The organism is Mesorhizobium sp. Mes31, assembly GCF_024519675.1.
In the GTDB taxonomy this organism is placed as follows: Bacteria; Pseudomonadota; Alphaproteobacteria; order Rhizobiales; family Rhizobiaceae; genus Mesorhizobium.
In genome coordinates this window covers 244,083-269,498 of record NZ_JALJRL010000009.1, presented here as the reverse complement: position 1 = coordinate 269,498, position 25,416 = coordinate 244,083, and the positions used below count along the sequence as shown (strand labels likewise).

Annotated in this window: 30 protein-coding genes; 10 read left to right on the top strand and 20 right to left on the bottom strand. The window is 64.1% G+C overall.

Annotated features, from left to right (window positions below):
- Positions 1 to 80: 80 nt before the first annotated feature.
- Entirely contained in the window at positions 81 to 533 is a 453-nt protein-coding gene (locus NR193_RS17860; RefSeq protein ID WP_256752091.1) for a GNAT family N-acetyltransferase, read from the top strand.
- 4 nt (positions 534 to 537) lie between these two features.
- Here NR193_RS17860 and NR193_RS17855 read toward each other — a convergent pair whose 3' ends face one another.
- Complete coding sequence (locus NR193_RS17855; protein WP_256752090.1) at positions 538 to 951, bottom strand: ACT domain-containing protein; 414 nt, start codon at positions 949 to 951, stop codon at positions 538 to 540.
- Between the two features lie 191 nt (positions 952 to 1,142).
- Between NR193_RS17855 and NR193_RS17850 the strand changes: the two genes are divergently transcribed.
- The 4 genes from NR193_RS17850 (at position 1,143) to NR193_RS17835 (ending at position 3,789) form a co-directional block, all read left to right on the top strand.
- A complete protein-coding gene (locus NR193_RS17850; protein ID WP_256752089.1) occupies positions 1,143 to 2,048 on the top strand; it encodes a bestrophin family protein in 906 nt (301 codons plus the stop codon).
- Positions 2,049 to 2,443: 395 nt separating this feature from the next.
- Complete coding sequence (locus NR193_RS17845; RefSeq protein ID WP_256752088.1) at positions 2,444 to 2,854, top strand: DoxX family protein; 411 nt, start codon at positions 2,444 to 2,446, stop codon at positions 2,852 to 2,854.
- An 18-nt stretch (positions 2,855 to 2,872) separates the two neighbouring features.
- The gene (locus tag NR193_RS17840) at positions 2,873 to 3,400 is read left to right on the top strand and encodes an SRPBCC family protein (protein ID WP_256752087.1); all 528 of its coding nucleotides are present in this window, start codon (positions 2,873 to 2,875) and stop codon (positions 3,398 to 3,400) included.
- Positions 3,401 to 3,525: 125 nt separating this feature from the next.
- Positions 3,526 to 3,789: a YMGG-like glycine zipper-containing protein gene (locus NR193_RS17835; RefSeq protein ID WP_256752086.1), complete on the top strand. Its 264-nt coding sequence runs from the start codon at positions 3,526 to 3,528 to the stop codon at positions 3,787 to 3,789.
- An 88-nt stretch (positions 3,790 to 3,877) separates the two neighbouring features.
- Here NR193_RS17835 and NR193_RS17830 read toward each other — a convergent pair whose 3' ends face one another.
- The 9 genes from NR193_RS17830 to NR193_RS17790 all read right to left on the bottom strand — a co-directional run bounded on the left by NR193_RS17830 (position 3,878) and on the right by NR193_RS17790 (position 12,233).
- Positions 3,878 to 4,672: an acyl-CoA thioester hydrolase/BAAT C-terminal domain-containing protein gene (locus NR193_RS17830; RefSeq protein ID WP_256752101.1), complete on the bottom strand. Its 795-nt coding sequence runs from the start codon at positions 4,670 to 4,672 to the stop codon at positions 3,878 to 3,880.
- Between the two features lie 145 nt (positions 4,673 to 4,817).
- Positions 4,818 to 5,219 carry a 30S ribosomal protein S16 gene (rpsP, locus tag NR193_RS17825; RefSeq protein ID WP_172222069.1) on the bottom strand — a complete coding sequence of 134 codons (402 nt, stop codon included), beginning with the start codon at positions 5,217 to 5,219 and terminating at the stop codon, positions 4,818 to 4,820.
- Positions 5,220 to 5,329: 110 nt separating this feature from the next.
- Positions 5,330 to 5,656 (bottom strand): chorismate mutase, encoded by a 327-nt coding sequence (locus NR193_RS17820; protein WP_256752085.1) that lies wholly within the window; start codon positions 5,654 to 5,656, stop codon positions 5,330 to 5,332.
- 7 nt (positions 5,657 to 5,663) lie between these two features.
- A complete protein-coding gene (gene ffh / locus NR193_RS17815) occupies positions 5,664 to 7,271 on the bottom strand; it encodes a signal recognition particle protein (RefSeq protein WP_256752084.1) in 1,608 nt (535 codons plus the stop codon).
- Positions 7,272 to 7,672: 401 nt separating this feature from the next.
- Complete coding sequence (locus NR193_RS17810; protein ID WP_256752083.1) at positions 7,673 to 7,867, bottom strand: hypothetical protein; 195 nt, start codon at positions 7,865 to 7,867, stop codon at positions 7,673 to 7,675.
- A gap of 123 nt (positions 7,868 to 7,990) precedes the next feature.
- Positions 7,991 to 8,944, bottom strand: coding sequence for a type II CAAX endopeptidase family protein (locus tag NR193_RS17805; RefSeq protein WP_256752082.1), 954 nt, complete (start codon positions 8,942 to 8,944; stop codon positions 7,991 to 7,993).
- Positions 8,945 to 9,128: 184 nt separating this feature from the next.
- Complete coding sequence (locus NR193_RS17800) at positions 9,129 to 9,734, bottom strand: DUF1236 domain-containing protein (RefSeq protein WP_256752081.1); 606 nt, start codon at positions 9,732 to 9,734, stop codon at positions 9,129 to 9,131.
- A 64-nt stretch (positions 9,735 to 9,798) separates the two neighbouring features.
- On the bottom strand, positions 9,799 to 10,896 hold the full coding sequence (locus tag NR193_RS17795) for a putative zinc-binding metallopeptidase (protein ID WP_256752080.1): 1,098 nt from the start codon (positions 10,894 to 10,896) through the stop codon (positions 9,799 to 9,801).
- Between the two features lie 89 nt (positions 10,897 to 10,985).
- Positions 10,986 to 12,233, bottom strand: a complete 1,248-nt coding sequence (locus NR193_RS17790) for an NAD(P)/FAD-dependent oxidoreductase (protein WP_256752079.1) — start codon at positions 12,231 to 12,233, stop codon at positions 10,986 to 10,988.
- A 145-nt stretch (positions 12,234 to 12,378) separates the two neighbouring features.
- Between NR193_RS17790 and NR193_RS17785 the strand changes: the two genes are divergently transcribed.
- Positions 12,379 to 13,176: a lytic transglycosylase domain-containing protein gene (locus tag NR193_RS17785; protein ID WP_256752078.1), complete on the top strand. Its 798-nt coding sequence runs from the start codon at positions 12,379 to 12,381 to the stop codon at positions 13,174 to 13,176.
- A gap of 112 nt (positions 13,177 to 13,288) precedes the next feature.
- Here NR193_RS17785 and NR193_RS17780 read toward each other — a convergent pair whose 3' ends face one another.
- Together NR193_RS17780 and NR193_RS17775 are read right to left on the bottom strand one after the other, a co-directional pair.
- Positions 13,289 to 13,726 carry a hypothetical protein gene (locus NR193_RS17780; RefSeq protein WP_256752077.1) on the bottom strand — a complete coding sequence of 146 codons (438 nt, stop codon included), beginning with the start codon at positions 13,724 to 13,726 and terminating at the stop codon, positions 13,289 to 13,291.
- A gap of 198 nt (positions 13,727 to 13,924) precedes the next feature.
- The gene (locus NR193_RS17775) at positions 13,925 to 15,148 is read right to left on the bottom strand and encodes an argininosuccinate synthase (RefSeq protein WP_256752076.1); all 1,224 of its coding nucleotides are present in this window, start codon (positions 15,146 to 15,148) and stop codon (positions 13,925 to 13,927) included.
- A 204-nt stretch (positions 15,149 to 15,352) separates the two neighbouring features.
- Here NR193_RS17775 and NR193_RS17770 point away from each other — a divergent pair, with 204 nt between their 5' ends.
- Positions 15,353 to 15,994 (top strand): LysE family translocator, encoded by a 642-nt coding sequence (locus NR193_RS17770; protein WP_256752075.1) that lies wholly within the window; start codon positions 15,353 to 15,355, stop codon positions 15,992 to 15,994.
- A gap of 3 nt (positions 15,995 to 15,997) precedes the next feature.
- Here the strand turns inward: NR193_RS17770 and NR193_RS17765 are convergent, their stop codons facing one another.
- From NR193_RS17765 to NR193_RS17740, 6 genes are all read right to left on the bottom strand, one after another.
- On the bottom strand, positions 15,998 to 16,510 hold the full coding sequence (locus NR193_RS17765) for a hypothetical protein (RefSeq protein ID WP_256752074.1): 513 nt from the start codon (positions 16,508 to 16,510) through the stop codon (positions 15,998 to 16,000).
- The gene (locus NR193_RS17760; RefSeq protein ID WP_256752073.1) at positions 16,507 to 16,956 is read right to left on the bottom strand and encodes a hypothetical protein; all 450 of its coding nucleotides are present in this window, start codon (positions 16,954 to 16,956) and stop codon (positions 16,507 to 16,509) included. The genes NR193_RS17765 and NR193_RS17760 overlap by 4 nt, the downstream gene beginning before the upstream one ends.
- Positions 16,953 to 18,188: a 23S rRNA (adenine(2503)-C(2))-methyltransferase RlmN gene (rlmN, locus tag NR193_RS17755; RefSeq protein WP_256752072.1), complete on the bottom strand. Its 1,236-nt coding sequence runs from the start codon at positions 18,186 to 18,188 to the stop codon at positions 16,953 to 16,955. Before rlmN ends, NR193_RS17760 begins: the two co-directional genes overlap by 4 nt.
- 192 nt (positions 18,189 to 18,380) lie before the next feature.
- Positions 18,381 to 18,884 (bottom strand): invasion associated locus B family protein, encoded by a 504-nt coding sequence (locus tag NR193_RS17750; RefSeq protein ID WP_091575980.1) that lies wholly within the window; start codon positions 18,882 to 18,884, stop codon positions 18,381 to 18,383.
- A 275-nt stretch (positions 18,885 to 19,159) separates the two neighbouring features.
- A complete protein-coding gene (locus tag NR193_RS17745) occupies positions 19,160 to 19,522 on the bottom strand; it encodes a YkvA family protein (RefSeq protein WP_256752071.1) in 363 nt (120 codons plus the stop codon).
- Positions 19,523 to 19,656: 134 nt separating this feature from the next.
- Entirely contained in the window at positions 19,657 to 19,953 is a 297-nt protein-coding gene (locus NR193_RS17740; RefSeq protein ID WP_256752070.1) for a 4a-hydroxytetrahydrobiopterin dehydratase, read from the bottom strand.
- Positions 19,954 to 20,061: 108 nt separating this feature from the next.
- Between NR193_RS17740 and NR193_RS17735 the strand changes: the two genes are divergently transcribed.
- Positions 20,062 to 20,580, top strand: a complete 519-nt coding sequence (locus tag NR193_RS17735) for a low molecular weight protein-tyrosine-phosphatase (protein ID WP_256752069.1) — start codon at positions 20,062 to 20,064, stop codon at positions 20,578 to 20,580.
- On the opposite strand, the gene thpR is transcribed toward NR193_RS17735, so the two are convergent.
- Both thpR and NR193_RS17725 read right to left on the bottom strand, forming a co-directional pair.
- A complete protein-coding gene (gene thpR / locus NR193_RS17730; RefSeq protein WP_256752068.1) occupies positions 20,484 to 21,080 on the bottom strand; it encodes an RNA 2',3'-cyclic phosphodiesterase in 597 nt (198 codons plus the stop codon). The two genes, NR193_RS17735 and thpR, sit on opposite strands and share 97 nt — an antisense overlap.
- Before the next feature lie 128 nt (positions 21,081 to 21,208).
- The gene (locus NR193_RS17725; RefSeq protein ID WP_256752067.1) at positions 21,209 to 21,853 is read right to left on the bottom strand and encodes an arylesterase; all 645 of its coding nucleotides are present in this window, start codon (positions 21,851 to 21,853) and stop codon (positions 21,209 to 21,211) included.
- Positions 21,854 to 21,941: 88 nt separating this feature from the next.
- Between NR193_RS17725 and NR193_RS17720 the strand changes: the two genes are divergently transcribed.
- Together NR193_RS17720 and NR193_RS17715 are read left to right on the top strand one after the other, a co-directional pair.
- A complete protein-coding gene (locus NR193_RS17720; protein ID WP_256752066.1) occupies positions 21,942 to 22,637 on the top strand; it encodes an ABC transporter ATP-binding protein in 696 nt (231 codons plus the stop codon).
- Positions 22,637 to 25,186: an ABC transporter permease gene (locus NR193_RS17715; protein ID WP_256752065.1), complete on the top strand. Its 2,550-nt coding sequence runs from the start codon at positions 22,637 to 22,639 to the stop codon at positions 25,184 to 25,186. Before NR193_RS17720 ends, NR193_RS17715 begins: the two co-directional genes overlap by 1 nt.
- The last annotated feature ends 230 nt before the right edge of the window (positions 25,187 to 25,416 follow it).

Below are 25,416 nucleotides of genomic sequence, written 5' to 3'. Positions count from 1 at the left end.
CCTTCTCCCCGTCACTATACGGGGAGAAGGTGCCGGCAGGCGGATGAGGGGCAGCACGGGCCTCTGATGTGTGAACGACGATGAGCAATCCCGCCAAAGTCGCGCTACGCCCGGCCATCGGTTCGGATGCCGCCGCCATCGCGACCATGATGCGCGCGTCGCTCAACGCTTTCGACTGGATGCCGGTGCTGCATGCGCCGGAGGAAGACCTTTTCTTCATCCGTGACATCGTGCTGCCACGGCAGCAGGTGACGGTCGCCGAAGCCGGTAGCGAGATTGTCGGCTTCATCGCCGTCAGCGGCGATTGGGTGGAACAACTCTATCTCGACCCGACCTGGACAGGGCGAGGCATAGGCAGCCGGTTGCTGATCGACGCGATCGCTGCCTTGCCGGTCGTGAAACTCCATTGCTTCCAGGCCAACACCGGCGCCCGGCGTTTTTATGAGCGGCATGGGTTCCGTGCGGAAGCGTTCGGCGATGGCACCACCAACGAGGAAGGCCTGCCGGATATTCTGTACGTCCGCAGACGCTGACCGCTTACTGAACCCCTCCGTTCTCCGCCGCCAGTCCACGCAAAAAGACCAGCGCCTCTTCCGCCCGGTCGGCGGGGACGAACAGGTGGTCGTGGTAGAAGGCCGAGACCGGATTGACGCCCATGCCGGCGGCGGCCAGCCGCGTGGTGATGGCGGCGAGGAAGCCGACCGCTTCCAGCGACGAGTGGATGTTCAGCGTGATCATGCGGCAGCGGAACGAAGCGGCCAGCCCCGCAGCGCTGGCCGCGCCCTCGGTGACGATCAGCGTCGTTCCCTCGCGCTCGCGAAACACCATCACCGGTTCGAGGTTTTCGGCAACAGGGACGCCGGGCGGCAGCGCGACGAAGACATAGGTGCCGGCGAGCAATTGCGGCGTCATCGATGCCAACAGCGTCTTCAGATCGGTCTCGCCGGTCATTCGTCGTCTCTCGCCTGATACGGGCTCGCTGCCCGCGTGTTCCTCAATATCCGCGCCCGACGAATGCCGATAGTCCGCGACAGCGCACCGCACGGACGACATGGCGATGTCGCTGGCGGCTGGGCTTGCCGAGCGGTCGCGTCGCACAATAAAGCAGCTGAGGACCAGCGCCGGTCCGCGAAAGGCCTTTGATGATCGTCCGCCCGCGCCCACGCCTTCTGCACCTGTTCTTCATCATGCGCGGCTCGGTGGTGCCGCGCATCCTGCCGCAGATTTTTGGTTTCGCTGCCTATGGCGCGCTCGTGGTGGTGGTGGTGCGGGCGCTGAAGCTCGACTTCGGCAATGCCGGCACCGCGCCCTTCGCGCTGCTCGGGGTGGCGCTGTCGATCTATCTCGGCTTCCGCAACAACGCCGCCTATGACCGCTGGTGGGAGGCGCGCAAACTGTGGGGCCAGCTTGTCTTCGACATCCGCAACCTGGCGCGCGCCTCCGCCGGGCTGGTCGATGACCGGGCGGAACTGCGCGGCCTGCTGATGGAAGCCATCGCCTTTTGCCACTTCCTGCGCGGCCTGCTCAGGCGGGTCGACGCCACGCCGCAAGCGCGCGCTTTCATCGGCGACGAAACCGAGATCGCCGCCAGGGCGGCCAACGCGCCGGACGCGATGGTGCGCGGCATGGGCCGCCGCATCGCGGCGCTGCGCAAGGCCGGCGCGATCGATACGATCGGCTACCGCATCCTCGACGAGCGCCTGTCGGAAATCGCCGCGGCGCAGGCCGGATGCGAGCGCATCATGGGAACACCCTTGCCGTTCGCCTACACCTTGCTTCTGCAGCGCACCGCCTATGTCTTCTGCCTGCTCTTGCCCTTCGGGCTGGTCTCCGGTGCCGGCTGGGCAACGCCGTTGTTCACCGCGCTGATCGCCTACACCTTCTTCGGCCTCGACGCGCTTTCGGAAGAGCTCGAGGATCCGTTCGGCACCGAGGCCAACGACCTCGCCCTCGACGGCCTGTGCCGCGTCTGTGAAATCTCGGTGTTCGAGGCGCTGGGCGAGACGCCGCCGAAAATGCTCCCGGCCGAGAAGTTCTACTTTTCGTAGGCGCTCGATACACAGGTAGTTCTACCCTTGGAGAACCGAAACGCTTCTCACGTCGTCATCCCAGGGCGAAGCAGGAGCGAAGCGACGTCGCGGAGACCCTGGGATCCATGCCGTGACATTCGTTGTAGACGAAGGCAGGCCAGAATCGGGTACCCGTCGCGGCAGATAGAATCCTCGTTCTGAGCCGCCGCATTCTTCGCCTGATGTCGCGGCATGGATCCTCGGGTCAAGCCCGAGGATGACGAAGGCATGGTGCTCGCGGCTGAGCTTGGCTCTCGCCGTGCCATAGCGCCACCGGCGCCAAAAAGAATCCGGACCATGTCGGATTCTCTCCTCATGTCACGTCCTTGGTTCGACCCCAGCGAAAAGGGCTGGAAGCAACCGGAGGGAACACCATGAGCATTTCAGAAGCCGCGCCCGTCTCGTCGGGCGCCTTGTGGACCGGCCGCGTGCTGAGCGGCATCATCGTGCTGTTCATGATCTTCGATGGCGCCATCAAGTTGCCGCCGCTCGACATCGTCACCCAGACCATGGTGCCGCTTGGCTGGCCGGCCGATGCGAACGTCGCGCGCATGCTCGGCATCATCGGCCTGATCTCGACGGCGCTCTACGCCTTGCCGCGCACATCGGTGCTCGGCGCCATCCTGCTCACCGCCTATATGGGCGGCGCCATCGCCACTAATGCGCGGGTAGGCAATCCGCTGTTCTCGCACACGCTGTTCGGCGTCTATCTCGGCGTCATGCTGTGGGGCGGCCTGTTCCTGCGCGACCCCAGGCTGCGCGCGCTGATCCCGTTCAGCCGATAAAGCACGAAGGAGAGAAACATGTTCAGCACCATCCTTGTCATCCTGATCGTTCTCGTCGCCGTCGTCCTCATCTATGCCGCCACACGGCCTGATGACTTCATCGTCAGCCGTTCCGTCAGCATCAAAGCGTCCGCCGACGCGATCTTCCCGCTGATCAATGATTTCAGACGCTGGCCGACATGGTCGCCCTATGAAAAGCTCGACCCGGACATGAAGCGCACGCTCTTCGGCGCCGAAAGCGGCAAGGGCGCCGCCTATGCCTGGGAAGGCAACGGCCAGGCCGGCAAGGGACGCATGGAGATCGTCAATTCGGTGCCGTCCTCGCTGGTGTCGCTCAAGCTCGATTTCGAAAAACCGTTCAGGGCCAACAACACCGTCGACTTCTCCTTGACCCCGTCTGGCGACAGCACCTCCGTCACCTGGGCGATGCGCGGCAGCCGGCCGTTCATCGCCAAGCTGATGGGCCTGTTCATGAATTTCGACACGCTGATCGGCAAGGATTTCGAGGTCGGGCTCGCCAATCTGAAGCGCGCCACCGAGGCATGATCCGCGCGGGACTCTGTCGCTCGAGCGAGCGGCGTCACGATCTTCATTCTCCTCGGGATCAAATTAGCCGTCCGGGAGTTAAGCACTTGGCGGAGCGATGGCGATCCCCTGTGAGAGGAACGAAGATGAAGAAAATTATTACCATTTTGCTGTTGGCGACGGCGCTGGGCGCGTGCTCGCAAACGGAAAAAGGCGCGGCTGTGGGCGGACTGGGTGGCGCGGCGATCGGCGCAGCCGTGGCCGGAGATCCTGTCCAGGGCGCTGTCGTTGGCGGCGCGGTTGGTGCCGTGGCAGGCGCCCTGATCGGTCGTGCCAGCGAAAGCGGCCAATGCCGGTATCGCGACCGCCATGGGCGGGTCTACGTCGACCGCTGCCCGAGCGGCTATTGATCGGCTGGAAATAGAAAACGGCGGGCACAGGCCCGCCGTTTTCGTTTGAAGCAAAATTGTCCACCGGTGATGGCAGCCTTGGGCTCCGCTACAGCAGCTCTCGGATATATCCCCAAGCTTCTCGGCCCAGACTTGCATCGGCGTGATCATTGCCGCCATGGGCGTGCGATCCCGATCGTGGCGTCGTTTCGCCCGGCAAGAGAATGCGGTGACCGGCTTCGGGGCTCGAAACGAGGCGCGTGGTCTTTCCGGCTTGGCTTCGACGGCCAACAATCGACCGGGCAAAATCGAGGGATGGCCAAAGCGCGTCGTCCCCGCCCGCAACCAGCACGATCTCTGCCGAGATTGCGTCGACGGGAATGGCGGCTTGGCTCGCCTCGTCCCCGAAGGTCTGTAAGGCACGCTGGAAAAGCCCCCGGTACGACGCCAGACCGTCGACGTACTCCGCGCTCCAATTGGGATTGCTTGGGACAAATGGGAGCGGGACACGCTTCAGCGTCCACGACGATCGCTCGGGCCAGCTAGTGCCGTCGCGGCCCGGTCCGATGTTTCCCCAAACCACCGATGTCGGGCTGATCGCGATCACGGCGTCGATGCGCGGGTCATGCGCGGCCGCAAGCAAGGATGCCTCGGCGCCTTTGGACGTTCCGACATAGACAATGCGCCTGCAGCCCAGCCCGACAAGATGGTCGGTCGCGGCGAAAAATGTCTCGAGGGGGATCTCGCAGATGCCGGGAACCTGGCCTTCGCCGCCGAACCACTGGAGCGCCAGCGCGGATGCCACTTCCCCGGCAAACAGCCTGGCGCGGGCGACGTCGACGCGGCCGCTGGATCCGCTCAACACAACGACGCCCGTCGTGGCGTCAGGGCATCGCAACAGCATTCCGGCAACGCCACCAGACAGGACTTCTTCCGTGACTGCCCGTTCGCCCATCCGCTCCATCAGCCAGAATGCCGCCATGGCATTGCCGGACAATAGCAAAACGGCGGGCACAGGCCCGCCGTTTTGTCGATGCGATGAAGAATATTTATTCGGCGGTGGCGGCTTCGGCCTCGGCCGGTGCGGCGGCAGCCGCCGCGACGGCGGCAGCGGCGTCTTCCTGCGCCTTCTTCAGAAGCGCGGCGCGTTCCTGGGCCTTCTTGCCCGGCTCGGCCTTCTTCGGGTTGGAGCGGGCATCGCGCTTGGCGATGCCGGCCTCGTCGAGGAAGCGCAGCACGCGGTCGGTCGGCTGGGCGCCGTGCGACAGCCAATGCTTGACGCGGTCGGCGTCGACCTTGACGCGCTCGCCGTCCTTGGGCAGCAGCGGGTTCCACGAGCCGAGCGACTCGATGAAACGGCCGTCGCGGGGCGAACGGGCGTCGGCGACGACGACGTGGTAGTAGGGACGCTTCTTCGAGCCCGCGCGGGCCAGTCGGATCTTCAGTGCCATTTCTTTTCTCCTAAAAGCTCTGATGTCGTTGATCGGTTGGTGGCTGAATTTTTTGTTTGTGCATGTCGTTATCCCAAAACCGCTGAGCACTTTTGGGCGAAATGCACCGGTCAGCCGACTTTCGTCACGCCGTTGGAAGCGGCGATCTGTTCGTGGTGGCGGATCACTTCGCGGACGACGAAGTTGAGGAATTTTTCCGCGAAATCCGGGTCGAGATGGGCATCCTTTGCCAGTTGGCGAAGACGGGTGATCTGCTGCTGCTCGCGCGCCGGATCGGCCGGCGGCAAGCCGTGCGTCGCCTTCAGCACGCCAACCGCCTTGGTGCAACGGAAGCGCTCGGCCAGCATGTGGATGAGTGCCGCGTCGATGTTGTCGATCGAGGCGCGATAGTCGGCCAGGATGGTGCGTGCGTCGGCCATGTCTTTTTCTTCGTTCATGGCGTCCTCACTTCTTCTTGCCAAGGCCGGGCAGGCCGCCGCCGAGACCCGGCAGGCCGGGAAGCTTCATGCCGCCGGGCAGGCCGGGCAGGCCACCGCCGCCGGGAAGACCACCGGGCAGGCCCTTCATGCCGCCGAGGCCGGCCGCCTGCGCCTGCTTCTGCAGGGCTTCGAGCTGCTTGGGGTCCATCTTCGACAGATCAGGCATGCCGCCGCCCATCATGCCCCCGGGGCCGCCGCCTGGCATCATGCCGCCGAGGCCCATTTTCGAGGCGAGGCCGCCCATCATGCCGCGCATGAGGCCGCCGCCTTTGCCCTTGCCGCCCATCGCCTTCATCATGTCGGCCATGCCGCGATGCATCTTGAGCAGCTTGTTGATCTCGGCCGCATCGGTGCCGGAGCCGGCGGCGATGCGCTTCTTGCGCGAGTGCTTGAGGATATCGGGATTGGCGCGCTCGGCCTTGGTCATCGACGAGATGATGGCGAGTTGGCGGCCGAACATCTTGTCGTCGAGACCGGCGGCGGCCATCTGGTCCTTCATCTTGCCCATGCCGGGCATCATGCCCATGATGCCGCCCATGCCACCCATCTTCGACATCTGCTGAAGCTGCTGGGCGAGGTCGTTGAGGTCGAACTTGCCCGACTGCATCTTCCTGGCCATCGCCGCCGCCTGCTCGGCGTCGATGTTCTCGGCGGCCTTTTCGACCAGGCTGACGATGTCGCCCATGCCGAGGATGCGGTCGGCGATGCGCTTGGGATGGAATTCCTCCAGCCCGTCCATCTTCTCGCCGGTGCCGATCAGCTTGATCGGCTTGCCGGTGACGGCGCGCATGGAAAGCGCGGCGCCGCCGCGGCCGTCGCCGTCCATGCGGGTCAGCACGAGGCCGGTGATGCCGACGCGTTCGTCGAAGCTTTTCGCCAGGTTGACGGCGTCCTGGCCGGTCAGCGAGTCGGCGACCAGCAGGATTTCGTGTGGGCTCGACATCTTCTTGATGTCGGCCATCTCGACCATCAGCGGCTCGTCGATATGGGTGCGGCCGGCGGTGTCGAGAATCACCACATCGTGGCCACCGAGCTTGGCCGCCTGCACGGCGCGCCGCGCGATGTCGACCGGCGACTGGCCGTCGATGATCGGCAGCGTCGCGACCTTGACCTGCTCGCCGAGCTGGCGGAGCTGCTCCTGCGCTGCCGGCCGCCGCGTGTCGAGCGAGGCCATCAGGACCTTCTTGTTCTGACGCTCGGAAAGGCGCTTGGCGATCTTGGCCGAAGTGGTCGTCTTGCCGGAGCCCTGCAGGCCGACCATCATGATGACGACCGGAGCCGGCGCATTGAGGTCCACGGCGACGCCCTCGGCGCCGAGCATCTCGACCAGCTCGTCATGGACGATCTTGACGACCATCTGGCCGGGCTTGATCGACTTGACCACGGCGGCGCCGACGGCCTTCTCGCGCACCTTGTCGGTGAACGAGCGCACCACTTCCAGCGCCACGTCGGCTTCGAGCAGCGCACGGCGCACCTCGCGCAATGCCGCCGAGACATCAGCCTCCGACAGCGCGCCGCGGCCGGTCAGGCCGTTCAGAATGGAGCCAAGGCGCTCTTGTAGGGACTCAAACATTGGTCAACCCGCCGCGCGACGGCGCCTTGGATTCATAGTGATCCCTGTCGGGCCGATGGCCCTCCACGCCTCTTGTGCGCTCCTGCAGCGATTCAAACATCGATCGTCCTTCAATCTCGGTTCGGGTTCGATCCGAGAGGTAATGCGTTCGCGCCGATCATCCAAGCAAAGCCCAAAACCAAAAAGCACCCGGGGGCGCTCAGCGCTGCCGGGTGTTGGCCTCCAGGATCGATTTAAAGCACTTCACCTCGAAGAGGTTTCGGCGTCCTGGTCGGCTTGCTCGGAGGGATACTCGTCGCGGAATTCGGGGCGTGTAGACAGGAAATCGGCCGCAGAGTCAAGACAAGGGCCGAGCCGGTAGTGTCTCGGTTTGAAATTCGGGCCTTCAGGTCCGGTGGGGATCAGGCTGCCTTCCGCCGCAGGAGGCTCGCCAGCACGGTGCGCATCCCCGAATATGACGGGCTGTCGATCTTCACTTCCCAATCGGTGTTGCGTTTCCGAGGGTGCTTCGCAGTGCGCAACGCTTCGCGGAACGCGTTCGGATCGACACCCACAGTTCGGGCCATACCTTCGGCGGTTGTGTACTTGGCAATCATGACGCTTCCTATGTTTTCCATCAAACATATAGGCGCTTGCGCAGCTCGGGCAAGAAATTAGGCGGTTACGCCAATTTCAAAGCGAGGCACTACCGTCGAGCCGCGTCGCTTTGTGAGCCGCATTCAGGCCGCGCTCGTCCGGTCCGGAAGCTCGGCGGCGACCCTGAGCGGCGAGCGTGGATGCAGAAGCAACGCAATCGTCAGCAGGCTGCAGGCAATGCCGATAAAGGCGATCAGAACCGCGTCCGACGTCGTCCAGCCCGGCCCCTCGAGCGGCCTGGCGTTGAACAAGGCGAAGGAATTGTAGCTTTCCTGATGCGAGATCAGCAGAAAGCCGGTCAGGTTGTTGCCGAGATGGGCGCCGAAGGCCGCGCCGAGATTGCCGGTGGCATGGACCACGAGCGTCAACAGCAGTGCGAAAGCGGCGATCGAGGCCAGGACGCAGGCATTGATGGCGACCGTCGAGCTCGGGCTCCAATGCAGCGAGGTGAACAGCAGGCCTGGCAGCAGCGCCCAGACGACCGGGCTCTTGAACCGATTGGCCAGGCCGCGCAGCAGGTAGCCGCGAAACAACATTTCTTCCGACGACGTCTGCAGCAAGGTCAGCGCGACGGTCGGGACCAGGAACAGCAGCCAGGACGACAGGCTGATCGTGCCGCGCGCGATCTCGGGCTGCAGCATGTAGAGCAGGATTTCGGACACAAGCGAGGTGATCAGCACCGCCACCAGCCCCTTGAGGAAGCCCGACCGCGAAACGCGACCGCCGACGCCGAAGAGGGCCGACAGCGGCTCGCCGTGAACCCAGCGCATGGCAATCCACAGGCCGATCCAGATGCCCGTAAAAGAAGCGAGCGCGGTGAGGATGCCCATGGGCGAGGCAAGGAACCCCTGCATGCCGGATGGTGGCGCCGCTGCCTGCCAGGTGAAGAAGACATAGGCGGCGGCAAACAGCACGGCTACAGTCGTTGCGGCCCAGAACAGGATGACGATCGCTGTTCCCAGCAAAAGGCGCGGCAAGGTCGTCTTGTGGTTCGGCGAACGCCGGTAGCGTTCGAAGGCAACAGGGTCTGGTGTCACGCTGGCTCCTTTGCCGAATCCATCACCTGTTGATCTAGCTGATGGCCCCGAAAATCGGAATCGCTTTTGCAAAGGATTCTTGCGCCGCGGCCGCGCCATCAGGCGAAACGCGGTGCCGCGCGATCGACACGCGTGTCGCAAGCGGCCGCCGCTGTCGCGGCGGCCGCTTGAGCCGCTCGGGCAGTCAGCGCACCACGTACATGATGCGCCGTGTCTGCGGATCGATCAGCGCCGGTTGACCGTTCACATAGACATAGCGGTAGTTGTAGTCTGGAATTTCGCGCAGCTCGACGGTGTCGGGCAAGGTTGCACCGGTGACGACCTCACCATCGAGATAGACGGGGTCGAGGCGATGCGTGTCGACATAGGTCCTGACTTCGGCCGGCGGTGGCGGGAAAACGTCCTCGACCGGCTCGCCGGCGACGATCGCTCCGGTATAGTCGTTCGAGTTCTCGCCTATGTCTTCCGGCGGTGAGACGACTGTAACGCTGGAACCGTGCGGCCGTTGCGTCAGCACGACGCGGTTGCCGCCAAAATCGGCCGTCACATAGTCGGAATAGACCCAACCCTGGCCGCCGGCTTCGGCGATGGTGCACCATTTGCTGTTTTCGATGCAGCCATTGAGCGTCGCTGACTGGCCGGCGGCGAGCACGCCAATGACAGGATATTGCGGGCCGGGGCCGGCGCGCACGTTGAGGTCGGTGACGGCGGAGACGGCAGTGTCGGCAAACGCGGCACCCGACATCACGGTGAGCATCCCGGCGACTGCGGGAAACAGTATGGATTTCATGGTTTCTCTCCGTTTTTCGTGGTCCCTCGCCAGCGAAAACGGGGCTGTGGCGCATGCGTTCCGGCTAAAATGCCTGAGCCAACTCACGATTTGTTCCGGTTTCTTTCGGCAGACGGGTCAGAAGTTCGTGAACGAAGGCCAGTTTTCGCGCCGTGATGTCGGAGATAATGAAGGGATAGAGGTCGGGCAGGCCCATGCAGCGGTTTATGGAGTTGGAGGCTTCCGACAGCACCAGCCAGCGGGCGAGGATCTTTTCGAACGGCTCGGCTACGGCCGAGGGCTCCGATGGAGCCGCCCGCGGTTCGCCACCCGTATCGCCCCGTGGCAGGTCGTTCGCCTCCACCGTCTCCAGCCGGCCAAGTGGAAAGTTCAGCGCACGGACCATCTCCAGCGTGTCGGTGATGTGCAGATAGTGGGCCCAGGTCTCCGCCCAGTCTTCCCACGGATGGGAGGTGGCATAGGGTGAGATGTGGCTCAGTTGCCAGTCGGGCGGCGCGCCATCGGCGTAGTAAGTCTTCAGCGCCTGTTCGTAGTCGGCGCGATCGTCGCCGAACAGAGCGCGGAAAGCGGCAAGCCTTTCCGGGACGTCGCGGATCAGGCGATCCCAGTAATAATGGCCGAGCTCGTGGCGAAAGTGGCCGAGCAAGGTGCGATAGTTCTCGCCCATCTCGACGCGCCGTTTTTCACGCTCGGCCGAATCGGCCTCGGCGACATTGAGCGTGATCAGGCCGTTGTCGTGACCGGTCAGGATGCGCTCGCCGCCCGGACCGCCGCCGATCGGATCGGCCAGGAAGTCGAAGGCAAGGCCGACCTCGTCGGCAGGGTTCTGCTTGGGCGCAACCGGCAGCCCGAAGGCCAGCAGCGAATAGATGGCGCGCTTCTTCGCCGCCTCGACGCGGATCCAGCGGCGGCGATTGCCGTCGACGGAGAGATCCGGGATCAGCTGGTTCAGCACGCATGCACGGCAAAAGGCCTGTCCCGGCTCGGCCATCCAGTTGCAGGCGCATTCATCGGCGTTGGTGCACTGGAAGATGCCGTCGACGCCCGACAGCGCGAAGCGTGCGTGCTCCGGATGGTAGAGCACGAGGCTGCCGCAGTTCAGGCACTGGGCGTTCTCGAAGTATAGACGATGGCCGCAATGCGGGCAGTCGAAGAGTTTCATCGGGATCTCAAACCTTCAAGGCGAGCATATGGTGCGGGGCGGCGCGTCTCCAACGCGGATCACCGGCCGGCGTTCCCCATCGATCGGCGCTATTTCGCCGCAAGCTGGGCGACGACCTGTCTTGCCACCGCTTCGCCCGACAGCCGTGCGCCGCCGCAGGTCTGGATCAGAGGGCCGGCCAGGTGTTCGCCGGCGAAGAAGATCTTGTCGGCCACCGGCTGCATCAGCGCGGCGCGCGCCTGGGAACGGCCGGGGCGGGCCGCCGCATAGGCGCCGCGCACGAATCGCTCGCCGCCCCAATTGGTCATCATGGCGCGTCCGACATGCCTGCGGGTGTCGTTGCCGAAGATGCCGCACAGCCGGTCGACGACGAAGTCGATGCCGGCTGCCTCACCGGCCGCCGACATCTCCCAGGCGAAGTCGCCACCGACGAAACCGACCATCAGGTCGAGGTCGAACGGGAAGCACAGGAAATAGATGTCATGCCTGGCCATCCGCTCGATCAGCAGGTCGTCAAAGGGCTGCAGTCCAAGCCTGGTGCCCATGATCTCGACCGGCAGCTTGGTCAGCATGCCCATCGGCAGATCGAAGAACGCGGCGAAATGCGTATCGGGCAACACCGGCGAGAACGCGATCTCCTCGAAGGCGAGCACCGCCGGCGAGGCGGTGACGATCGCCGCTTTGGCGCGGATGGTGCCGCGATCCGTGACGCAGGCGACCCCAGGAACGTCCCAGAGAATTTTGCGCACCGGCGTCGACAGTTCGACCGGCACGCCGGCGCCGAATCGCACGACCAGCGCGCCAAAACCTTCCTTGCTGAAGTAGTTCGGATCGAGATCGGCGGCCGCCTGAAAGTCGCGGATCGAAATCTCGTCCTCGTCGGCGCCGAAATCCATCGGCCCGGCGAAGGTGGCCGCGGCGCGGGGCGCGTGGCCCTTGGCGAGCAGCGCCGAAAGACGGTCGTCGTCACCTTCCTTCACTTCATGTCTGGCCAGCAGTTCGAACAGCCGCGCGTCGGCCGCCTTCATCTCGGCCTCTTCGGCTTCGCTTGCCCTGCGCTCGCGGTAGTAGAGATGGTCGACGTTCATGTCGTGGTGATGCAGGGCCCAGCCGGCAGCCTGCGCTTCGGGAAAATAGGGGTTGCGATCGGCGGCATGCAACCAGGCGCAGCCGATGTCGAAGGGCACGCCGAAATGCCGTTCGCTGGTCCATGCGCGTCCGCCGATACGGTCCATCGCTTCGAGCAGCTTGAAGGAGAGGCCTGCCGTCTGCAGGATCCTGGCCGCCGCAAGACCCGCCGAGCCGGCGCCGATGAGCACGACATCAACGTCTTCCATGGCTATTTCGACCCCGCCACAATAATCACTTGATCGTAGGCAAATTCCCCGGCATTCGCCAGCATTGCAGCACATACAGTGACAAGGACGTGTTTCGCTGGCAAATTCGCAGCTGGGACGTGAATCAGACAACCAGGAGAACAACATGGCATTTCTTGCCAAGGGTAGGATTTTAGTGGCCGCGGTGGTGGCGGTGCTTGCGCTGGCGACGGGCGCGCAGGCGGCGGGCAGCTGTGGCAAGACCGGCGCCGGCTTCGATGCCTGGAAGCAGGATTTCGCCGCGCAGGCCAAGGCCGAAGGTGTGGGCTCGAGGGGCCTGGCCGCACTGGCTGGCGCCACCTACGCAACAAGGACGATCTCCGCCGACCGCGCCATCCACAAGGCTTTCAGCGGCTCGGTGGAAGATTTCATGAAGCGTCGTGGCGGGGCCGTGATCATTTCCAAGGGCCGTTCGCTGAAGAAGTCGAACGCGGCGCTGTTCAACCAGATCGAACGGAACTACGGCGTGTCGCCGGGTGTATTGCTCGCCATCTGGGGTATGGAGACCGGCTTCGGCGCCTCGATGGGCAACCAGAACACGGTTTCTGCCATTTTGACGCTTGCCTATGATTGCCGCCGCCCGGACTACTTTTACCCGCATGCCATTGCAGCCCTGAAGCTGGTCGATCGCGGAGCATTGACCGCCTCGTCTGTCGGCGCCATGCATGGCGAGATTGGCCACACGCAGTTCCTCCCCGGAAATGTCTTGAAGTATGCGGTCGGCAACGGAAACCTGCGCGACAGGAACACGGCGTTGGCCTCCACCGCCAACTTCCTCAAGGGTCATGGTTGGCGGGCTGGCGCGAGCGCGCAGGCGAATATGGGCGCAATTGCCGGCTGGAACTCCGCGAGCGTCTATCAGCAGGCCATCGCCCGCATCGCCACGGCGATCGATGCCGACTGATAGAAATCCCTATTCGACAACAAGCCCGGCTATGTGCCGGGCTTTTTGTTTATGGAGCAGGGTCAAAACCCGATCACTTGGAGCGACCAGGTTCGATCTCATCACATCACCCTCAATAATGCGCGTAGCCGCTCAACGGGCATTTCTGGGAAGCGGGAACCTGGAAGCTGCCGTCAATACCGCTGCAGTTACGGAACTTGGACGTACGCGGCGCCGGGGCTTGCGTAGCCGTAGCCGCCTTTGACTTGCCCTTGATAACCATCCAGATTTCGGTCGGCTGGTCGAGCTGCAGGTTGTTTATGTCGGAGTAGCTGATCCGCCCGCTGCGCAGCCCTTCGCCAAGGCGCTGGCAGAACAGGGCCGGCATGCGTTCCTGCGAGACACCCATGAAGGAGGCGATGTCGTGTTTGAGCGTGAGGCCCCATGCTTGGACAGCGGCAACGCAGCCGTCCAGATTCACCTTCGGTTCGCGTTTCGCGCTTGCCTGCGAGGGCGGGCACACCGTCAAAACGACGGCCACGCCAAGCAGAATAGAAATACCATTTTTCACTGTCAAAACCCCTCGATCCCGTAGGACAACTAAAATAATGCTGTCAAAAGGTCAAACGGGAAACTCTTCGAGGGGACTTTGATTTCCATTATATTAGGAGTGCCAAATAAAACCCGGCGTCTCCGTCGGGTTTCTTGGCCGTTTCAGCTCTCATGCGAGCGGTGGAGCGCACCCCAGGCCCGCTCCAGCCCCCGGGTATCAGCCCTTGCGATTGCGCGCGGCAAGCGTCCTCAGCCGCAGCGCGTTGAGGCGGATGAAGCCGGCGGCGTCCTTCTGGTCGTAGGCGCCACGGTCGTCCTCGAAGGTGACCAGCGCATCGGAATAGAGCGTCTTCTTCGACTTGCGGCCGGTAACCATGACGTTGCCCTTGTAGAGCTTGAGGCGCACCGTGCCTTCGACGTCTTCCTGGCTCTTGTCGATCATCGCCTGCAGCATCAGGCGCTCGGGCGCGAACCAGAAGCCGTTGTAGATCAGCTCGGCATAGCGCGGCATGAACTCGTCCTTGAGATGGGCGGCCCCACGATCGAGCGTGATCGATTCGATGGCGCGGTGGGCCGCGATCAGGATGGTGCCGCCGGGTGTCTCGTAGACGCCCCGCGATTTCATGCCGACGAAACGGTTCTCGACGAGGTCGAGCCGGCCGATGCCATTGTCGCGGCCGAGATCGTTGAGTGCCGCCAGCATGGTTGCCGGCGACAGCTTCTTGCCGTCGAGCGCGATCGGATCACCCTTGAGGAACTCGATCTCGATCTCGGTGACTTTGTCCGGCGCGTCCATTGGCGAAACGGTGCGCTGGTGGACGAACTCCGGCGGCTCGCTCCACGGATCCTCCAGCACTTTGCCCTCGGAGGACGAATGCAGCAGGTTGGCGTCGACCGAGAACGGCGCGTCGCCCTTCTTGTCCTTCGGCACCGGGATCTGGTGCTGCTCGGCGAAGTTGATCAGGTCGGTGCGCGACTTGAACGACCAGTCGCGCCACGGCGCGATGACCTTGATGTCGGGGTTCAGCGCATAGGCGGAAAGCTCGAAACGAACCTGGTCGTTGCCCTTACCGGTGGCGCCATGGGCGATCGCGTCGGCGCCGGTTTCCCTGGCAATCTCGACCAGGTGCTTGGAGATCAGCGGCCGCGCGATCGAGGTGCCGAGCAAATAGGTCCCTTCATAGACGGCATTGGCGCGGAACATCGGGAAGACGAAGTCGGACACGAATTCCTCGCGCACGTCGACGACGCGGATGTCCTTGATGCCCATCATCTCCGCCTTGCGGCGCGCCGGCTCGAGTTCGCCACCCTGGCCAAGATCGGCGGTGAAGGTCACCACCTCGGCGCCGAGTTCGGTCTGCAGCCATTTCAGGATGATGGAGGTGTCGAGGCCGCCGGAATAGGCGAGCACGACTTTCTTGACGTCTTTTGCTTTTGACATTTGGCGGTTCCGCGACAGGAGTTCTCGGCGGGCGAGGTATCACGCCGTTTCCGGTCACCGCAAGAGACGAACGCCGCGGATCGTGGCGAGGCGGCGACGGACAGACGATTCAGGGGTGCTGGATCAGCGTTTCAATCACCCAGCCGCTGGCAACCACAGGCCCTATCCTCTAAAGGCAGCATGTCCGATCTCTCGGGGCCCCCCATGTCCTTCATTCCCGACGCCACCACGCTGATCCAGTTCGCCATCGCCACCGTGATCCTGGCGATCACGCCGGGGCCGGACATGACCTTGTTCGTCTCGCGCACGCTGAGCCAGGGCCGCGCCACCGGCTTTGCCTCGATGGCCGGCGCCCTGTGCGGCACGCTGATCCACACCACGCTGGTGGTGGTCGGCGTCTCGGCGCTGATCGTTGCCTCGCCGATGGCCTTCTTCGTGCTGAAGATTTTTGGCGCCGGCTATCTGGTCTTCCTGGCCTGGCAAGCGATCACCAAGGGCTCGGCCTTTTCGCCGGAGAAGAAGACAGGCCCCCGGATTTCGCTGTTGCGGAGCTGGGCGGCGGGGCTTGGCGTCAATCTGCTCAATCCGAAGATCATCCTGTTCTTCATGACCTTCCTGCCGCAGTTCGTCTCCGCGCATGACCCGAACGCGCCGGGAAAGCTGTTTTTCCTCGGCTCGATGTTCATCGTGCTGTCGATCCCGGTAACCGTGCCGATGGTGCTGGCGGCGGAAAGATTCTCGGCGGCGATGAAGGCCAGCCCGCGCGTGACACGCGTTGTCGACTATCTGTTCGCCGGCGTGTTCTCCGCCTTCGCGCTCAAGATCCTGACGGCGCAGGCGAAGTAGGCTTTATCGTCCCGTTTGACCGGGATCCTTCCCGAAAGCCGTTTTCCGCCTTTCGGGATCATGGCCGGTTCCACCCTGCCACCAGCTTCCAGCCCAGCGCCCGGCGCTGAGCCAGTAGAAGATGCCGCCGACCATGCCGCCGCCAATCACCGCCATGATGGCGCTGGTGTCCCTGACCGCGAAAGTGGCGTCATCGGCATGGTCGACAAGGCCGAGGAAAACCCCCGCAACCACCGCGCCCGCCAGCGCATAGAACAGCCAGTCGCGCCGGCCGATGATCTCGGCAAGCAGGATGACGATCGCCGCCGGCATGAAGGCGAAATAGGCGACGAACAGGGCGATGAAGGGAATTGAAAAATAAAGGGAAGCCGTTGCCGTCGGTTGCGCGTGCTCCGGCGTGTAGCCGAGCGAGGCCAGGAACAGGATGTTGAGGAAGGCGCTCGCCGCCAGCGAGGCGACCGCATAGCCGAACAGGATGACGGCAAAACGGACGAGGTAAGCGGCGAAACGGCTCATCCCAAATCCCCGCGTGTGAGATGGCCGGACTTACGCCCGGCCAGAAGCCAGTAGACCGAACCGGCAGCGATGCCAGCCGTGGCCAGAAAACCGAGATAGCCCGGATTGAAAACAAAACTCCCGGCCGAGCGCGGAATGGAAACACCAAAGGCGATGGAGGTGATCGCACCCGTGACCGCAAAGTAGAACCATCCTCGAAGCGACAGCCGTTCGGCGACAAAGATTGCCGGGCCGACGATCAACAGCGCGCCGACCATCACGGTCAACACGGCGAGCGGGAACGAGCCCAGCCAGTCGAATGCGAAAATGATGGACCAGTTCCCGTCTTCGATTCCTTCCAGAAGAGCGATCAGCAGCACGGGTACCAGGATCGAGGTCAGCACGGCGGCGACATAACCGACTGCTATGATGGCGATGCGCTTCAGCCAGGCGACGAGGCGGCTCACGCCTCGCCGTGCCCCGCGATCATCATGGCTTCCAGCGCCAGCCGGTCGACCTTGCGCATGCGCTCCGAGTCCGACTTGAGCTGGCCGCAGGCGGCCAGGATGTCGCGGCCGCGCGGGGTGCGGATCGGCGAGGCATAACCGGCATTGTTGATGTAGTCGGCAAACTTCTCGATCGTCTCCCAGTCCGAGCACTGGTAGTTGGTGCCCGGCCACGGGTTGAACGGAATCAGGTTGATCTTGGCCGGAATGCCCTTGAGCAGCTTGATCAGCCCCTTGGCGTCCTCGATGGAATCGTTGACGTCCTTCAGCATCACATATTCGAAGGTGATGCGCTTGGCGTTCGACAGGCCGGGATAGGCGCGGCAGGCGGCGATCAGTTCCTTGAGCGGATACTTCTTGTTGATCGGCACAAGCAAGTCGCGCAAATCGTCATTGGTGGCATGCAGCGAGATCGCCAGCATGACGCCGATCTCCTCGCCGGTGCGGAAAATCTCGGGCACGACGCCGGAGGTCGACAAGGTGATGCGACGCTTCGAAAGCGACAGGCCGTCGCCGTCGGAGGCGATCAGCAGCGCCTTCTTCACCGCCTCGAAATTGTAGAGCGGCTCGCCCATGCCCATCATGACGATGTTGGAGACTTTTCTGCCCTCGGCCGGCACGATGGCGCCGTCCGGCGTGTCGCGGTCGGGGAAGTCGCCGAGCCGATCGCGGGCGGTGAGCAGCTGGGCGAGGATTTCCTCGGCCGTCAGATTGCGCACCAGCTTCTGCGTGCCCGTGTGGCAGAAGGAGCAGGTCAGCGTGCAGCCGACCTGCGAGGAGATGCAGAGCGTGCCACGGCCTTCCTCGGGAATATAGACGGTCTCGATCTCGACCGGCCGGCCGGCGCCGCGCGGAGGGAAGCGGAACAGCCACTTTCGCGTGCCGTCGGAGGAGATCTGCTCCTCGACGATTTCGGGCCTGGCGACTGTGAAATGCTTGTCCAGCTCAGCGCGCAGATCCTTGGAGATGTTGAACATGCCGGCGAAGTCGGAGACGCCGCGCACATACATCCAGTGCCAGAGCTGCTGGGCGCGCATCCTGGCCTGGCGCTCCGGCACGATGCCCGAAGCGACGAGAGCCTCGCCGAGTTCGGCGCGCGTCAGGCCGATCAGCGACGGCTTCTCGGACTGTGTTGCGCGGGCGCGCAATGCGTCACGGGCGCCCTCGGTGGTGAGATCGAATGAAAGGGTCATGATTGCACTGATATAAGCGGTTTGCGGCCGATTTCATCCATCGTGCCTGATATGAAGCGCGGCGCATAGCACAGGTTGAGGGCAGAGTCATGCCGGGTGCGGCAAAGCAGACCTCGCTGCCTCTGCCGACAACCCCAAAAGCAAAAAGGCCGGGCCATGCCGCCCGGCCTCTCACTCAAAACGATGATTTGCCTATTTGCACTTGGCGATCGAGGACAGCGCCGCCGAAATGCCCTTCAGCGAGAAGACATAGGAGGTGGGGTTGCCGCGGCCCGACTTCGCCGTCACCTTCATGTCGGTGCCGGTCTTCATCGCGGCGATCAGCACCGGCTCCTCGGCGGCGTTCTCGACCCAGGCCGACTTGCCGCGCGTGAACATCGAGAAGGACTTCTTGTCGATGGTGACGGTGGCCTTGGAGCCTTCCTGGAAGTTATAGCCGGCAATGAATTGCGGCTCGTAGGAGACCTGCTGGCCGGGCCGCTGGCTGACGAAGAAGAACATGTCGCCATGGTCGAGCGTCGGCGGCTGCTTGTCGGTCGGCACGGTCAGGACATAGCAGACCTTGCCGCCCGATGCCTGGTAGCTGTAGGTGCCCCAGGCATTGTGCTGGCCGATCTTGGTCGCCGACTGCGCCAGTGCCGGCGCCGCCGCGGCCACCAGGACCAGGCTCGAAACTATAGCAATCAATCCGCGCATCGTTTTTCCCGTATTCCAAATGGTGCGGCGGCAGGCCGGCTTGGCGTCCTGCCCGTCGCTTCATTTTGATTTAATCTGGGTTACCAAACGGTGAACTTCCTTTGAGAAAAGGACCCTCACCCGAGGAAACCGCCGCCATTCCCGCGCCGCCGCCCTGTCAGCGGGTGGCGCGGCGTCCCTTCGGCGACTTGGAGGCCACGAAAGCGGCAAGAGTTTGACTTTTTTCCCCGGCCGCTGAACGCCGATGTCCAGGGCGCGGGCTGGCGTGGAGACGCTCAGCCCTTGTCGGCGATGGCCTCCTTGGCGGCCTGCCGGTGCGCCGGCGTGATGTGGGCGCTGACGGCGGTGATGGCGGCGGTCAGCACGGCGATGTCGTCGGTGAAGCCAAGCCCGAGCACGAAATCGGGAATGACGTCCACCGGCAGGACGAAATAGCCGAGCGCGGCCAGCAATATGCCCTTGGCGCGCAGCGGCGTGTTCTTGTCCAGGGCGCAATAATAGGCGGCGACGACCTCTTCCATGAACGGAATCTGCCGTGCGGCCTTCTTCGCCGTGCGCCAGAATTTCTCGCGCACCTCGCTCTCGCTGCCGAGCTTGTCGCCAAAGCCGAAGAAATCAAAACCGGATTCTCGCGCCATCAACCTCTCCTTGCGGGGCCGTGCGCGTCCTGGCGCATGCCCGCGGGGAAGATGTGGTGAAATCCGAACCCTGCTGCAAGTGCCGGCGCCGATTTGAGGTCCGCCATTCAATTGCAAGCACGCACGGAAAGCACTCAGCCGCCGAAATAGCGGTTCATCTTCTTCGCCATCTCGATATCGAGCACGCTCAGGCCGCCGACATCATGGGTGTTGAGCGTGACCTCGACCGTCTTGTAGACGTTCGACCACTCCGGATGGTGGTCCATCTTTTCCGCGGCAAGCGCGACGCGGGTCATGAAGGCAAAGGCCTCGGAGAAATTCTTGAAGGTGAAGGTGCGGCTGATGGAGCCGGCGTCCTTTGCCAGTGCCCAGCCGTCGAGCCCGGTCAGCGCGGCTTCAGCGGCTTCCCTGCCCAGTTTCTCTCTCGCCATGTCGATTTCCTGTGCTATTTCCCGAAAATGACCCTCACCATAATGCATGTCGCCCAAAAGTGCGTTGCGGTTTTGGGATAACGACACGCACAAAACAACGCCGGATCGATGAGCGCAAAGCCCATAAAATCCATCCTGTTTGTCTGCCTCGGCAATATCTGCCGGTCGCCGCTGGCCGAAGGCGTCTTTCGCGCCGTCTGGGCGGAGCGCGGATGGAGCCGGGACATCCTGCTCGATTCAGCGGCCACCAGCGGCTGGGAGGTCGGCTCTGCCCCCGATCCACGCTCGATCGCGGTCGCGGTGCGCCACGGCATCGACATTTCCGGACAGCGGGCGCGCAAGGTCACATCGGAGGATTTTCATCGCTTCGACCTGATTTTCGGCATGGACCGGTCGAATGTCCGCGACCTGAAAGCGCTGGCGCCGGCAGCCACGCACGAGCGCATCCATCTGTTCCTGGAATTCGCCGAGGGAACGGCGCGCGACGTGCCGGATCCCTACTATGACGACGCGGAAGCGTTCGCGTCCGTCTACCGCATGATCCGCGATGCGTCGGAGGCGCTGGCTATGCGGCTGGAAGCGCGGGCGTCACTGCCCGACAGCGGCCAGGCTTCCTCGACGATATAGGGCCCGCCGCCGACCGAATCGCGCGACGACATCAAGACGAAGCGGCCGACGCGGAACGGCAGCGTCGAGAAATTGCCGCGCGCCGACAGATACTGGGCGACGTCCAGCGGAGTCGAATTGCGCAGCCGGGCAAGGGTTACATGCGGCATGAACTTGCGCGGGTCGGCAGGGATGCCGAGCCGCTGACAGATGCGCTCGATTTCGCCCTGAAGGGCCACAAGATCGGGCGAAGCCGAAACTCCGGCCCACACCGCGTGCGGTTTCTTCTGGCCGAAAGCACCGACACCGGACAGCGTCAGCGGGAAGGAGGGACGGTGAACGCGGTCGAGCGCGTTGGCGATCTCGTCGGCGACATGGCCCGGGACATCGCCGATGAAGCGCAGCGTCAGATGGTAGTTTTCGACGTCGATCCAGCGGGCGCCTGGCAGGCCGCCCCGCAGCAGGGACAGCGAAAGAGCGGCGTCACGCGGTATTTCGAGGGCGGTGAAAAGACGCGGCATGAAGAGCCTCCCTTCCTCGAATCGAACTGTCACCCGTAGCGAATCATCGATAGTCAAACGGAGCAAGAGGTTTGTTGGTCACAGTCCTTGTCAAAAAGCTTCCCCAACGGAAACAGGTCCAGTCGGCCTCACCAACCTCCCGGCACCGCCGCGATGGCCTTTTCGACGGTGGGCAGGATGCGTTCGACCATCTTGTCGACGCCCCGGGCGTTCGGATGCATGCCGTCCTCGAGCTGCAGGCCAGGCTGGTCGGCGACGCCGTCGAGAAAGAACGGGTAGAGCGAAACATCATATTTCCCGGCGAGGTGCGGAAAGATGGCGTCGAAGGCGCTCTGATAGTCGGCACCGAGATTGGGCGCGGCGCGCATGCCGGCCAAGAGCACGGCAATCTTGCGCTCCCTCAGCTTGCCCAGCATCTCGTCCAGGTTCTTTTTGGTGATGTCGGGCGGGACACCGCGCAGCATGTCGTTGGCGCCGAGCTCGAGGATGACCAGCTGGGTGCCGTCCGGCACCGACCAGTCGAGCCGCGCCAGGCCACCGCTCGACGTGTCGCCGGAGACACCGGCATTGGCGACGGTCACATCATGGCCCTTGGCGCGAAGGGCTGCCTGCAGTTTGTCGGTAAAGCCCTCGTCCGGTCCGAGGCCAAAGCCCGCCATCAGGCTGTCACCGAAGCCGACGATCTTGAACGGCTCGGCACGCGCCGACGAAATGGCGCCGCAAATGGCGAGGAAAACGATGAAGCCTGCGGCAATACTGCGTTTGAAAGACATGCGGCAGGCCCCATATGACCAAGGAATTCTTCCGGCGACGGTCTGCGGCAAGCAGAGCCTTCATTCTCCCATATAGGACGCTTTCATTTTGACAGAAGCCGTCATCGAGCTGAAAGACGTATCCCTGACGCTTGGCGAAGGGGCGTCGTCGGTCCATGTGCTGAAAGGCGTCAGCCTCGAGGTGGCGCGCGGCGAGGCGACCGGAATCGTCGGTCCATCGGGCTCCGGCAAGTCGACCTTGCTGATGGTCCTGGCCGGCCTCGAAAGGGTCGATTCGGGTACGGTACGAATCGCCGGCGAACTGCTCAACGGCAAAAGCGAGGACCGGATTGCTTCGTTTCGTGGCCGAAACATTGGCATCGTGTTCCAGTCGTTCCACCTCATTCCCAACATGACGGCGCTGGAGAATGTCGCGGTGCCGCTGGAACTGGCCGGCCATGCCGATCCGTTTTCGGTGGCGGCGCGCGAACTGGCGGCCGTCGGCCTGAGCGACCGCGTCACCCACTATCCCGGCGAACTGTCGGGCGGCGAACAGCAGCGCGTGGCGATCGCCCGGGCGCTGGCGCCGTCGCCGCGTATCCTGATCGCCGACGAGCCGACCGGCAATCTCGACCAGGCAACGGGGCGGCAGGTCGCCGACCTCCTGTTCGCCAAGGCGGCCGAGCGCGGCATGACGCTGGTGCTGGTCACCCATGACCCCGCACTCGCGGCGCGCTGCTCGCGCCAGGTTTCGATGCGCTCCGGCCGGATCGAGGCGCCGGCGCCCGTCAAGGTCACCGCCTGATGCCGCCGGCGCAGACGTTGAAGCTTGCGGTCCGCTTCTCGCTGCGCGAGATGCGCGGCGGCCTGTCCGGCTTCCTGATCTTCCTTGCCTGCATCGCGCTTGGCGTCGCGGCGATCGGCGGCGTCAATTCGGTTGCGCGCGCCATCACCGCCGGCGTCGCCAATCAGGGCCAGACGCTGCTTGGCGGCGACCTTCGCTTCCAGGTCAACCAGCGCGACGCCAGTGAGGCCGAACGCGGCTTCCTCAACGGTCTGGGCGCGATTTCGCGCACCACCAGCATGCGCTCGATGGCGCGGCTCGCCGACGGATCCGACCAGGCGCTGGTCGAGGCCAAGGCGGTGGACGATGCCTATCCGCTCTATGGCGCGCTGGAAACCGAGCCGGCGCTGTCGAAGCAGGAATTGTTCGGCGAGGAGTTCGGCGTTTTCGGCGCCGCGGCACCGGATCTGCTGTTCGAACGGCTGCATCTCAAGCTCGGCGACCGGCTGAAGCTCGGCACCGCCACCTTCGAGCTGCGCGCCAGGCTGGTCACCGAACCGGATGCCGTGTCCGACGGCTTCGGCTTCGCGCCGCGGCTGCTGATCTCGAGCCAGGGGCTGGCGGCCACCGGGCTGGTCCAGCCGGGCAGCCTGGTCGAAAACGCCTACAAGATCCGGCTGCCGGCCGATGCCGACGAGGCGCGGCTCAAGGCCATCCAGGATCAGGCGGCCAAGGACTTTCCCGAGGCCGGCTGGTCGATCCGCACGCGCAGCAATGCCGCCCCGGCGCTGTCCTCCAACATCGAACGCTTCTCGCAATTCCTGACGCTGGTCGGGCTGACGGCGCTGGTGGTCGGCGGTGTCGGCGTCGCCAATGCGGTGCGCGCCTATCTCGACGGCAAGCGCGGCGTCATTGCCACCTTCAAGAGCCTGGGCGCTTCCGGCGGCTTCGTCTTTGCCGTCTATCTGGTGCAGATCCTGATCATCGCCGTTCTCGGCATTGTACTGGGCCTTGTGTTGGGCGCGCTGATGCCGTTCGCCGCCAGTGCCGCGCTCAAATCCGTCATTCCGGTGCCTGCGGAAGGCGGCTTCTATCCCGGCGCGCTCGGCATGGCGGCGCTGTTCGGCCTGCTGGTGACGCTGGCCTTCGCGCTTCTGCCGCTCGGCCGTGCCCGCGACGTGCCGGCCACCGCGCTGTTTCGCGAGATGGGGCTGGAAGGACGAGGCTTTCCGCGCCCTGTCTATATTGCCTCAGCCGTCGGCATCGCGCTGTTGCTGGCGGCGCTGGCCATCCTGTTTTCCGGCGACCGCCGCATCGCCTCGATCTTCGTCGGCGCCACCATCTTCGCCTTCCTGGTCCTGCGCCTCGTCGGCGCGCTGGTGCAATGGGCGGCACGGAAGAGCCCGCGTGTGCGCTTCGTGGCGCTGCGGCTCGCCGTAGGCAACATCCACAGGCCCGGGGCGTTGACCCCATCGGTGGTGCTGTCGCTGGGGCTCGGGCTGACGCTGCTGGTGACGCTGGCGCTGATCGACGGCAATCTGCGGCGGCAGATTTCCGGCAGCCTGCCGGAGCGGGCGCCGAATTTCTTCTTCGTCGACATCCAGAGCAGCGATGTCGCTTCCTTCTCCGCGCTGATCGGCAAGGAGGCGCCCCGGGGAACACTGGCCACGGTGCCGATGCTGCGCGGCCGTGTGATGGCGCTGAACGGCGTCGGCGTCGACAAGGTCAAGGTTCCGGCCGAAGGCGCCTGGGTGCTGAAAGGCGATCGCGGCCTGACTTATGACGCCAGGCAGCCGGAAAACGCGACGCTGACCGAGGGCAGCTGGTGGCCGGACAATTATGCCGGCGAGCCGCTGGTCTCGTTTTCGGCCGTGGAAGGCAAGGAGATCGGGCTGAAGCTCGGCGACACCATCACCGTCAACGTGCTCGGCCGCAACGTGACGGCCAGGATCGCCAATTTCCGTCAGGTCGAATGGGAGACGATGGGCATCAATTTCGTCATGGTGTTCTCGCCCAACACATTCGCCGGCGCCCCGCATGGCTGGATGGCGACGCTGACCGAAAAGAATGCCTCGACGGCTGACGACGCTCGCATCCTCAATGCCGTCACCCGCGCCTTCCCGGCGGTGACGACGGTCCGGGTCAAGGATGCGCTCGATGTCGTCAACCGGCTGGTCGGGCAGCTCGGCACGGCGATCCGGGCCGCGGCCGGCGTGGCGCTGATCGCTTCGGTGCTGGTGCTGGCGGGCGCGCTTGCCGCCGGCAACCGGGCGCGCATCCACGATGCGGTGGTGCTGAAGACGCTGGGCGCGACGCGCACGACGCTGATTGCCGCCTTCTCGCTCGAATACATGCTGATCGGGCTCGCGACCGCGATCTTCGCGTTGGCCGCCGGCAGTGCCGCTGCCTGGTTCGTCGTCGCGCGCATCATGACATTGCCGTCGCATTTCATGCCCGAAGTGGCGGTGGCGACGATCGTCTTTGCGCTGGTGATCACGGTCGGCATCGGTCTCGCCGGCACCTGGCGGGTGCTTGGCCACAAGGCCGCGCCGGTGCTGCGCAACCTCTGAGTCGCCTAAGTTCCATGTGCTGGCGATGGGCTGGCCGCCGGCATTTGGTTAAATCGGAGTAATGTTTTGCCTTCAAAGGCCGAAAAACCGGGCCATGCGTGCCTCACGAAGCATTACACCCCGTTACGGTCTTGTTCTTGACGCGAATAACCATCATATTTCGCCACAGGCATGCTGGAGCCCTGCCAGCGGCGCCTGGGTCCGGGTGGACCTGACACCGGACGGGGCAG

What these genes read in the sequence shown, in the direction of transcription:
- NR193_RS17800 (WP_256752081.1), bottom strand. Translation starts at nt 9,734, where the DNA reads ATGAAATCCATACTGTTTCCCGCAGTCGCCGGGATGCTCACCGTGATG.
- thpR (WP_256752068.1), bottom strand. Translation starts at nt 21,080, where the DNA reads ATGCCGCGTCTTTTCACCGCCCTCGAAATACCGCGTGACGCCGCTCTT.
- NR193_RS17750 (WP_091575980.1), bottom strand. Translation starts at nt 18,884, where the DNA reads ATGCGCGGATTGATTGCTATAGTTTCGAGCCTGGTCCTGGTGGCCGCG.
- NR193_RS17795 (WP_256752080.1), bottom strand. Translation starts at nt 10,896, where the DNA reads ATGAAACTCTTCGACTGCCCGCATTGCGGCCATCGTCTATACTTCGAG.
- NR193_RS17810 (WP_256752083.1), bottom strand. Translation starts at nt 7,867, where the DNA reads ATGATTGCCAAGTACACAACCGCCGAAGGTATGGCCCGAACTGTGGGT.
- NR193_RS17860 (WP_256752091.1), top strand. Translation starts at nt 81, where the DNA reads ATGAGCAATCCCGCCAAAGTCGCGCTACGCCCGGCCATCGGTTCGGAT.
- NR193_RS17845 (WP_256752088.1), top strand. Translation starts at nt 2,444, where the DNA reads ATGAGCATTTCAGAAGCCGCGCCCGTCTCGTCGGGCGCCTTGTGGACC.
- NR193_RS17835 (WP_256752086.1), top strand. Translation starts at nt 3,526, where the DNA reads ATGAAGAAAATTATTACCATTTTGCTGTTGGCGACGGCGCTGGGCGCG.
- NR193_RS17820 (WP_256752085.1), bottom strand. Translation starts at nt 5,656, where the DNA reads ATGAACGAAGAAAAAGACATGGCCGACGCACGCACCATCCTGGCCGAC.
- NR193_RS17790 (WP_256752079.1), bottom strand. Translation starts at nt 12,233, where the DNA reads ATGGAAGACGTTGATGTCGTGCTCATCGGCGCCGGCTCGGCGGGTCTT.
- NR193_RS17785 (WP_256752078.1), top strand. Translation starts at nt 12,379, where the DNA reads ATGGCATTTCTTGCCAAGGGTAGGATTTTAGTGGCCGCGGTGGTGGCG.
- rlmN (WP_256752072.1), bottom strand. Translation starts at nt 18,188, where the DNA reads ATGACCCTTTCATTCGATCTCACCACCGAGGGCGCCCGTGACGCATTG.
- NR193_RS17840 (WP_256752087.1), top strand. Translation starts at nt 2,873, where the DNA reads ATGTTCAGCACCATCCTTGTCATCCTGATCGTTCTCGTCGCCGTCGTC.
- rpsP (WP_172222069.1), bottom strand. Translation starts at nt 5,219, where the DNA reads ATGGCACTGAAGATCCGACTGGCCCGCGCGGGCTCGAAGAAGCGTCCC.
- NR193_RS17830 (WP_256752101.1), bottom strand. Translation starts at nt 4,672, where the DNA reads ATGCTGTTGCGATGCCCTGACGCCACGACGGGCGTCGTTGTGTTGAGC.
- NR193_RS17715 (WP_256752065.1), top strand. Translation starts at nt 22,637, where the DNA reads ATGCCGCCGGCGCAGACGTTGAAGCTTGCGGTCCGCTTCTCGCTGCGC.
- NR193_RS17765 (WP_256752074.1), bottom strand. Translation starts at nt 16,510, where the DNA reads ATGAGCCGTTTCGCCGCTTACCTCGTCCGTTTTGCCGTCATCCTGTTC.
- NR193_RS17850 (WP_256752089.1), top strand. Translation starts at nt 1,143, where the DNA reads ATGATCGTCCGCCCGCGCCCACGCCTTCTGCACCTGTTCTTCATCATG.
- NR193_RS17775 (WP_256752076.1), bottom strand. Translation starts at nt 15,148, where the DNA reads ATGTCAAAAGCAAAAGACGTCAAGAAAGTCGTGCTCGCCTATTCCGGC.
- NR193_RS17855 (WP_256752090.1), bottom strand. Translation starts at nt 951, where the DNA reads ATGACCGGCGAGACCGATCTGAAGACGCTGTTGGCATCGATGACGCCG.
- NR193_RS17740 (WP_256752070.1), bottom strand. Translation starts at nt 19,953, where the DNA reads ATGGCGAGAGAGAAACTGGGCAGGGAAGCCGCTGAAGCCGCGCTGACC.
- NR193_RS17770 (WP_256752075.1), top strand. Translation starts at nt 15,353, where the DNA reads ATGTCCTTCATTCCCGACGCCACCACGCTGATCCAGTTCGCCATCGCC.
- NR193_RS17735 (WP_256752069.1), top strand. Translation starts at nt 20,062, where the DNA reads ATGAGCGCAAAGCCCATAAAATCCATCCTGTTTGTCTGCCTCGGCAAT.
- ffh (WP_256752084.1), bottom strand. Translation starts at nt 7,271, where the DNA reads ATGTTTGAGTCCCTACAAGAGCGCCTTGGCTCCATTCTGAACGGCCTG.
- NR193_RS17725 (WP_256752067.1), bottom strand. Translation starts at nt 21,853, where the DNA reads ATGTCTTTCAAACGCAGTATTGCCGCAGGCTTCATCGTTTTCCTCGCC.
- NR193_RS17745 (WP_256752071.1), bottom strand. Translation starts at nt 19,522, where the DNA reads ATGGCGCGAGAATCCGGTTTTGATTTCTTCGGCTTTGGCGACAAGCTC.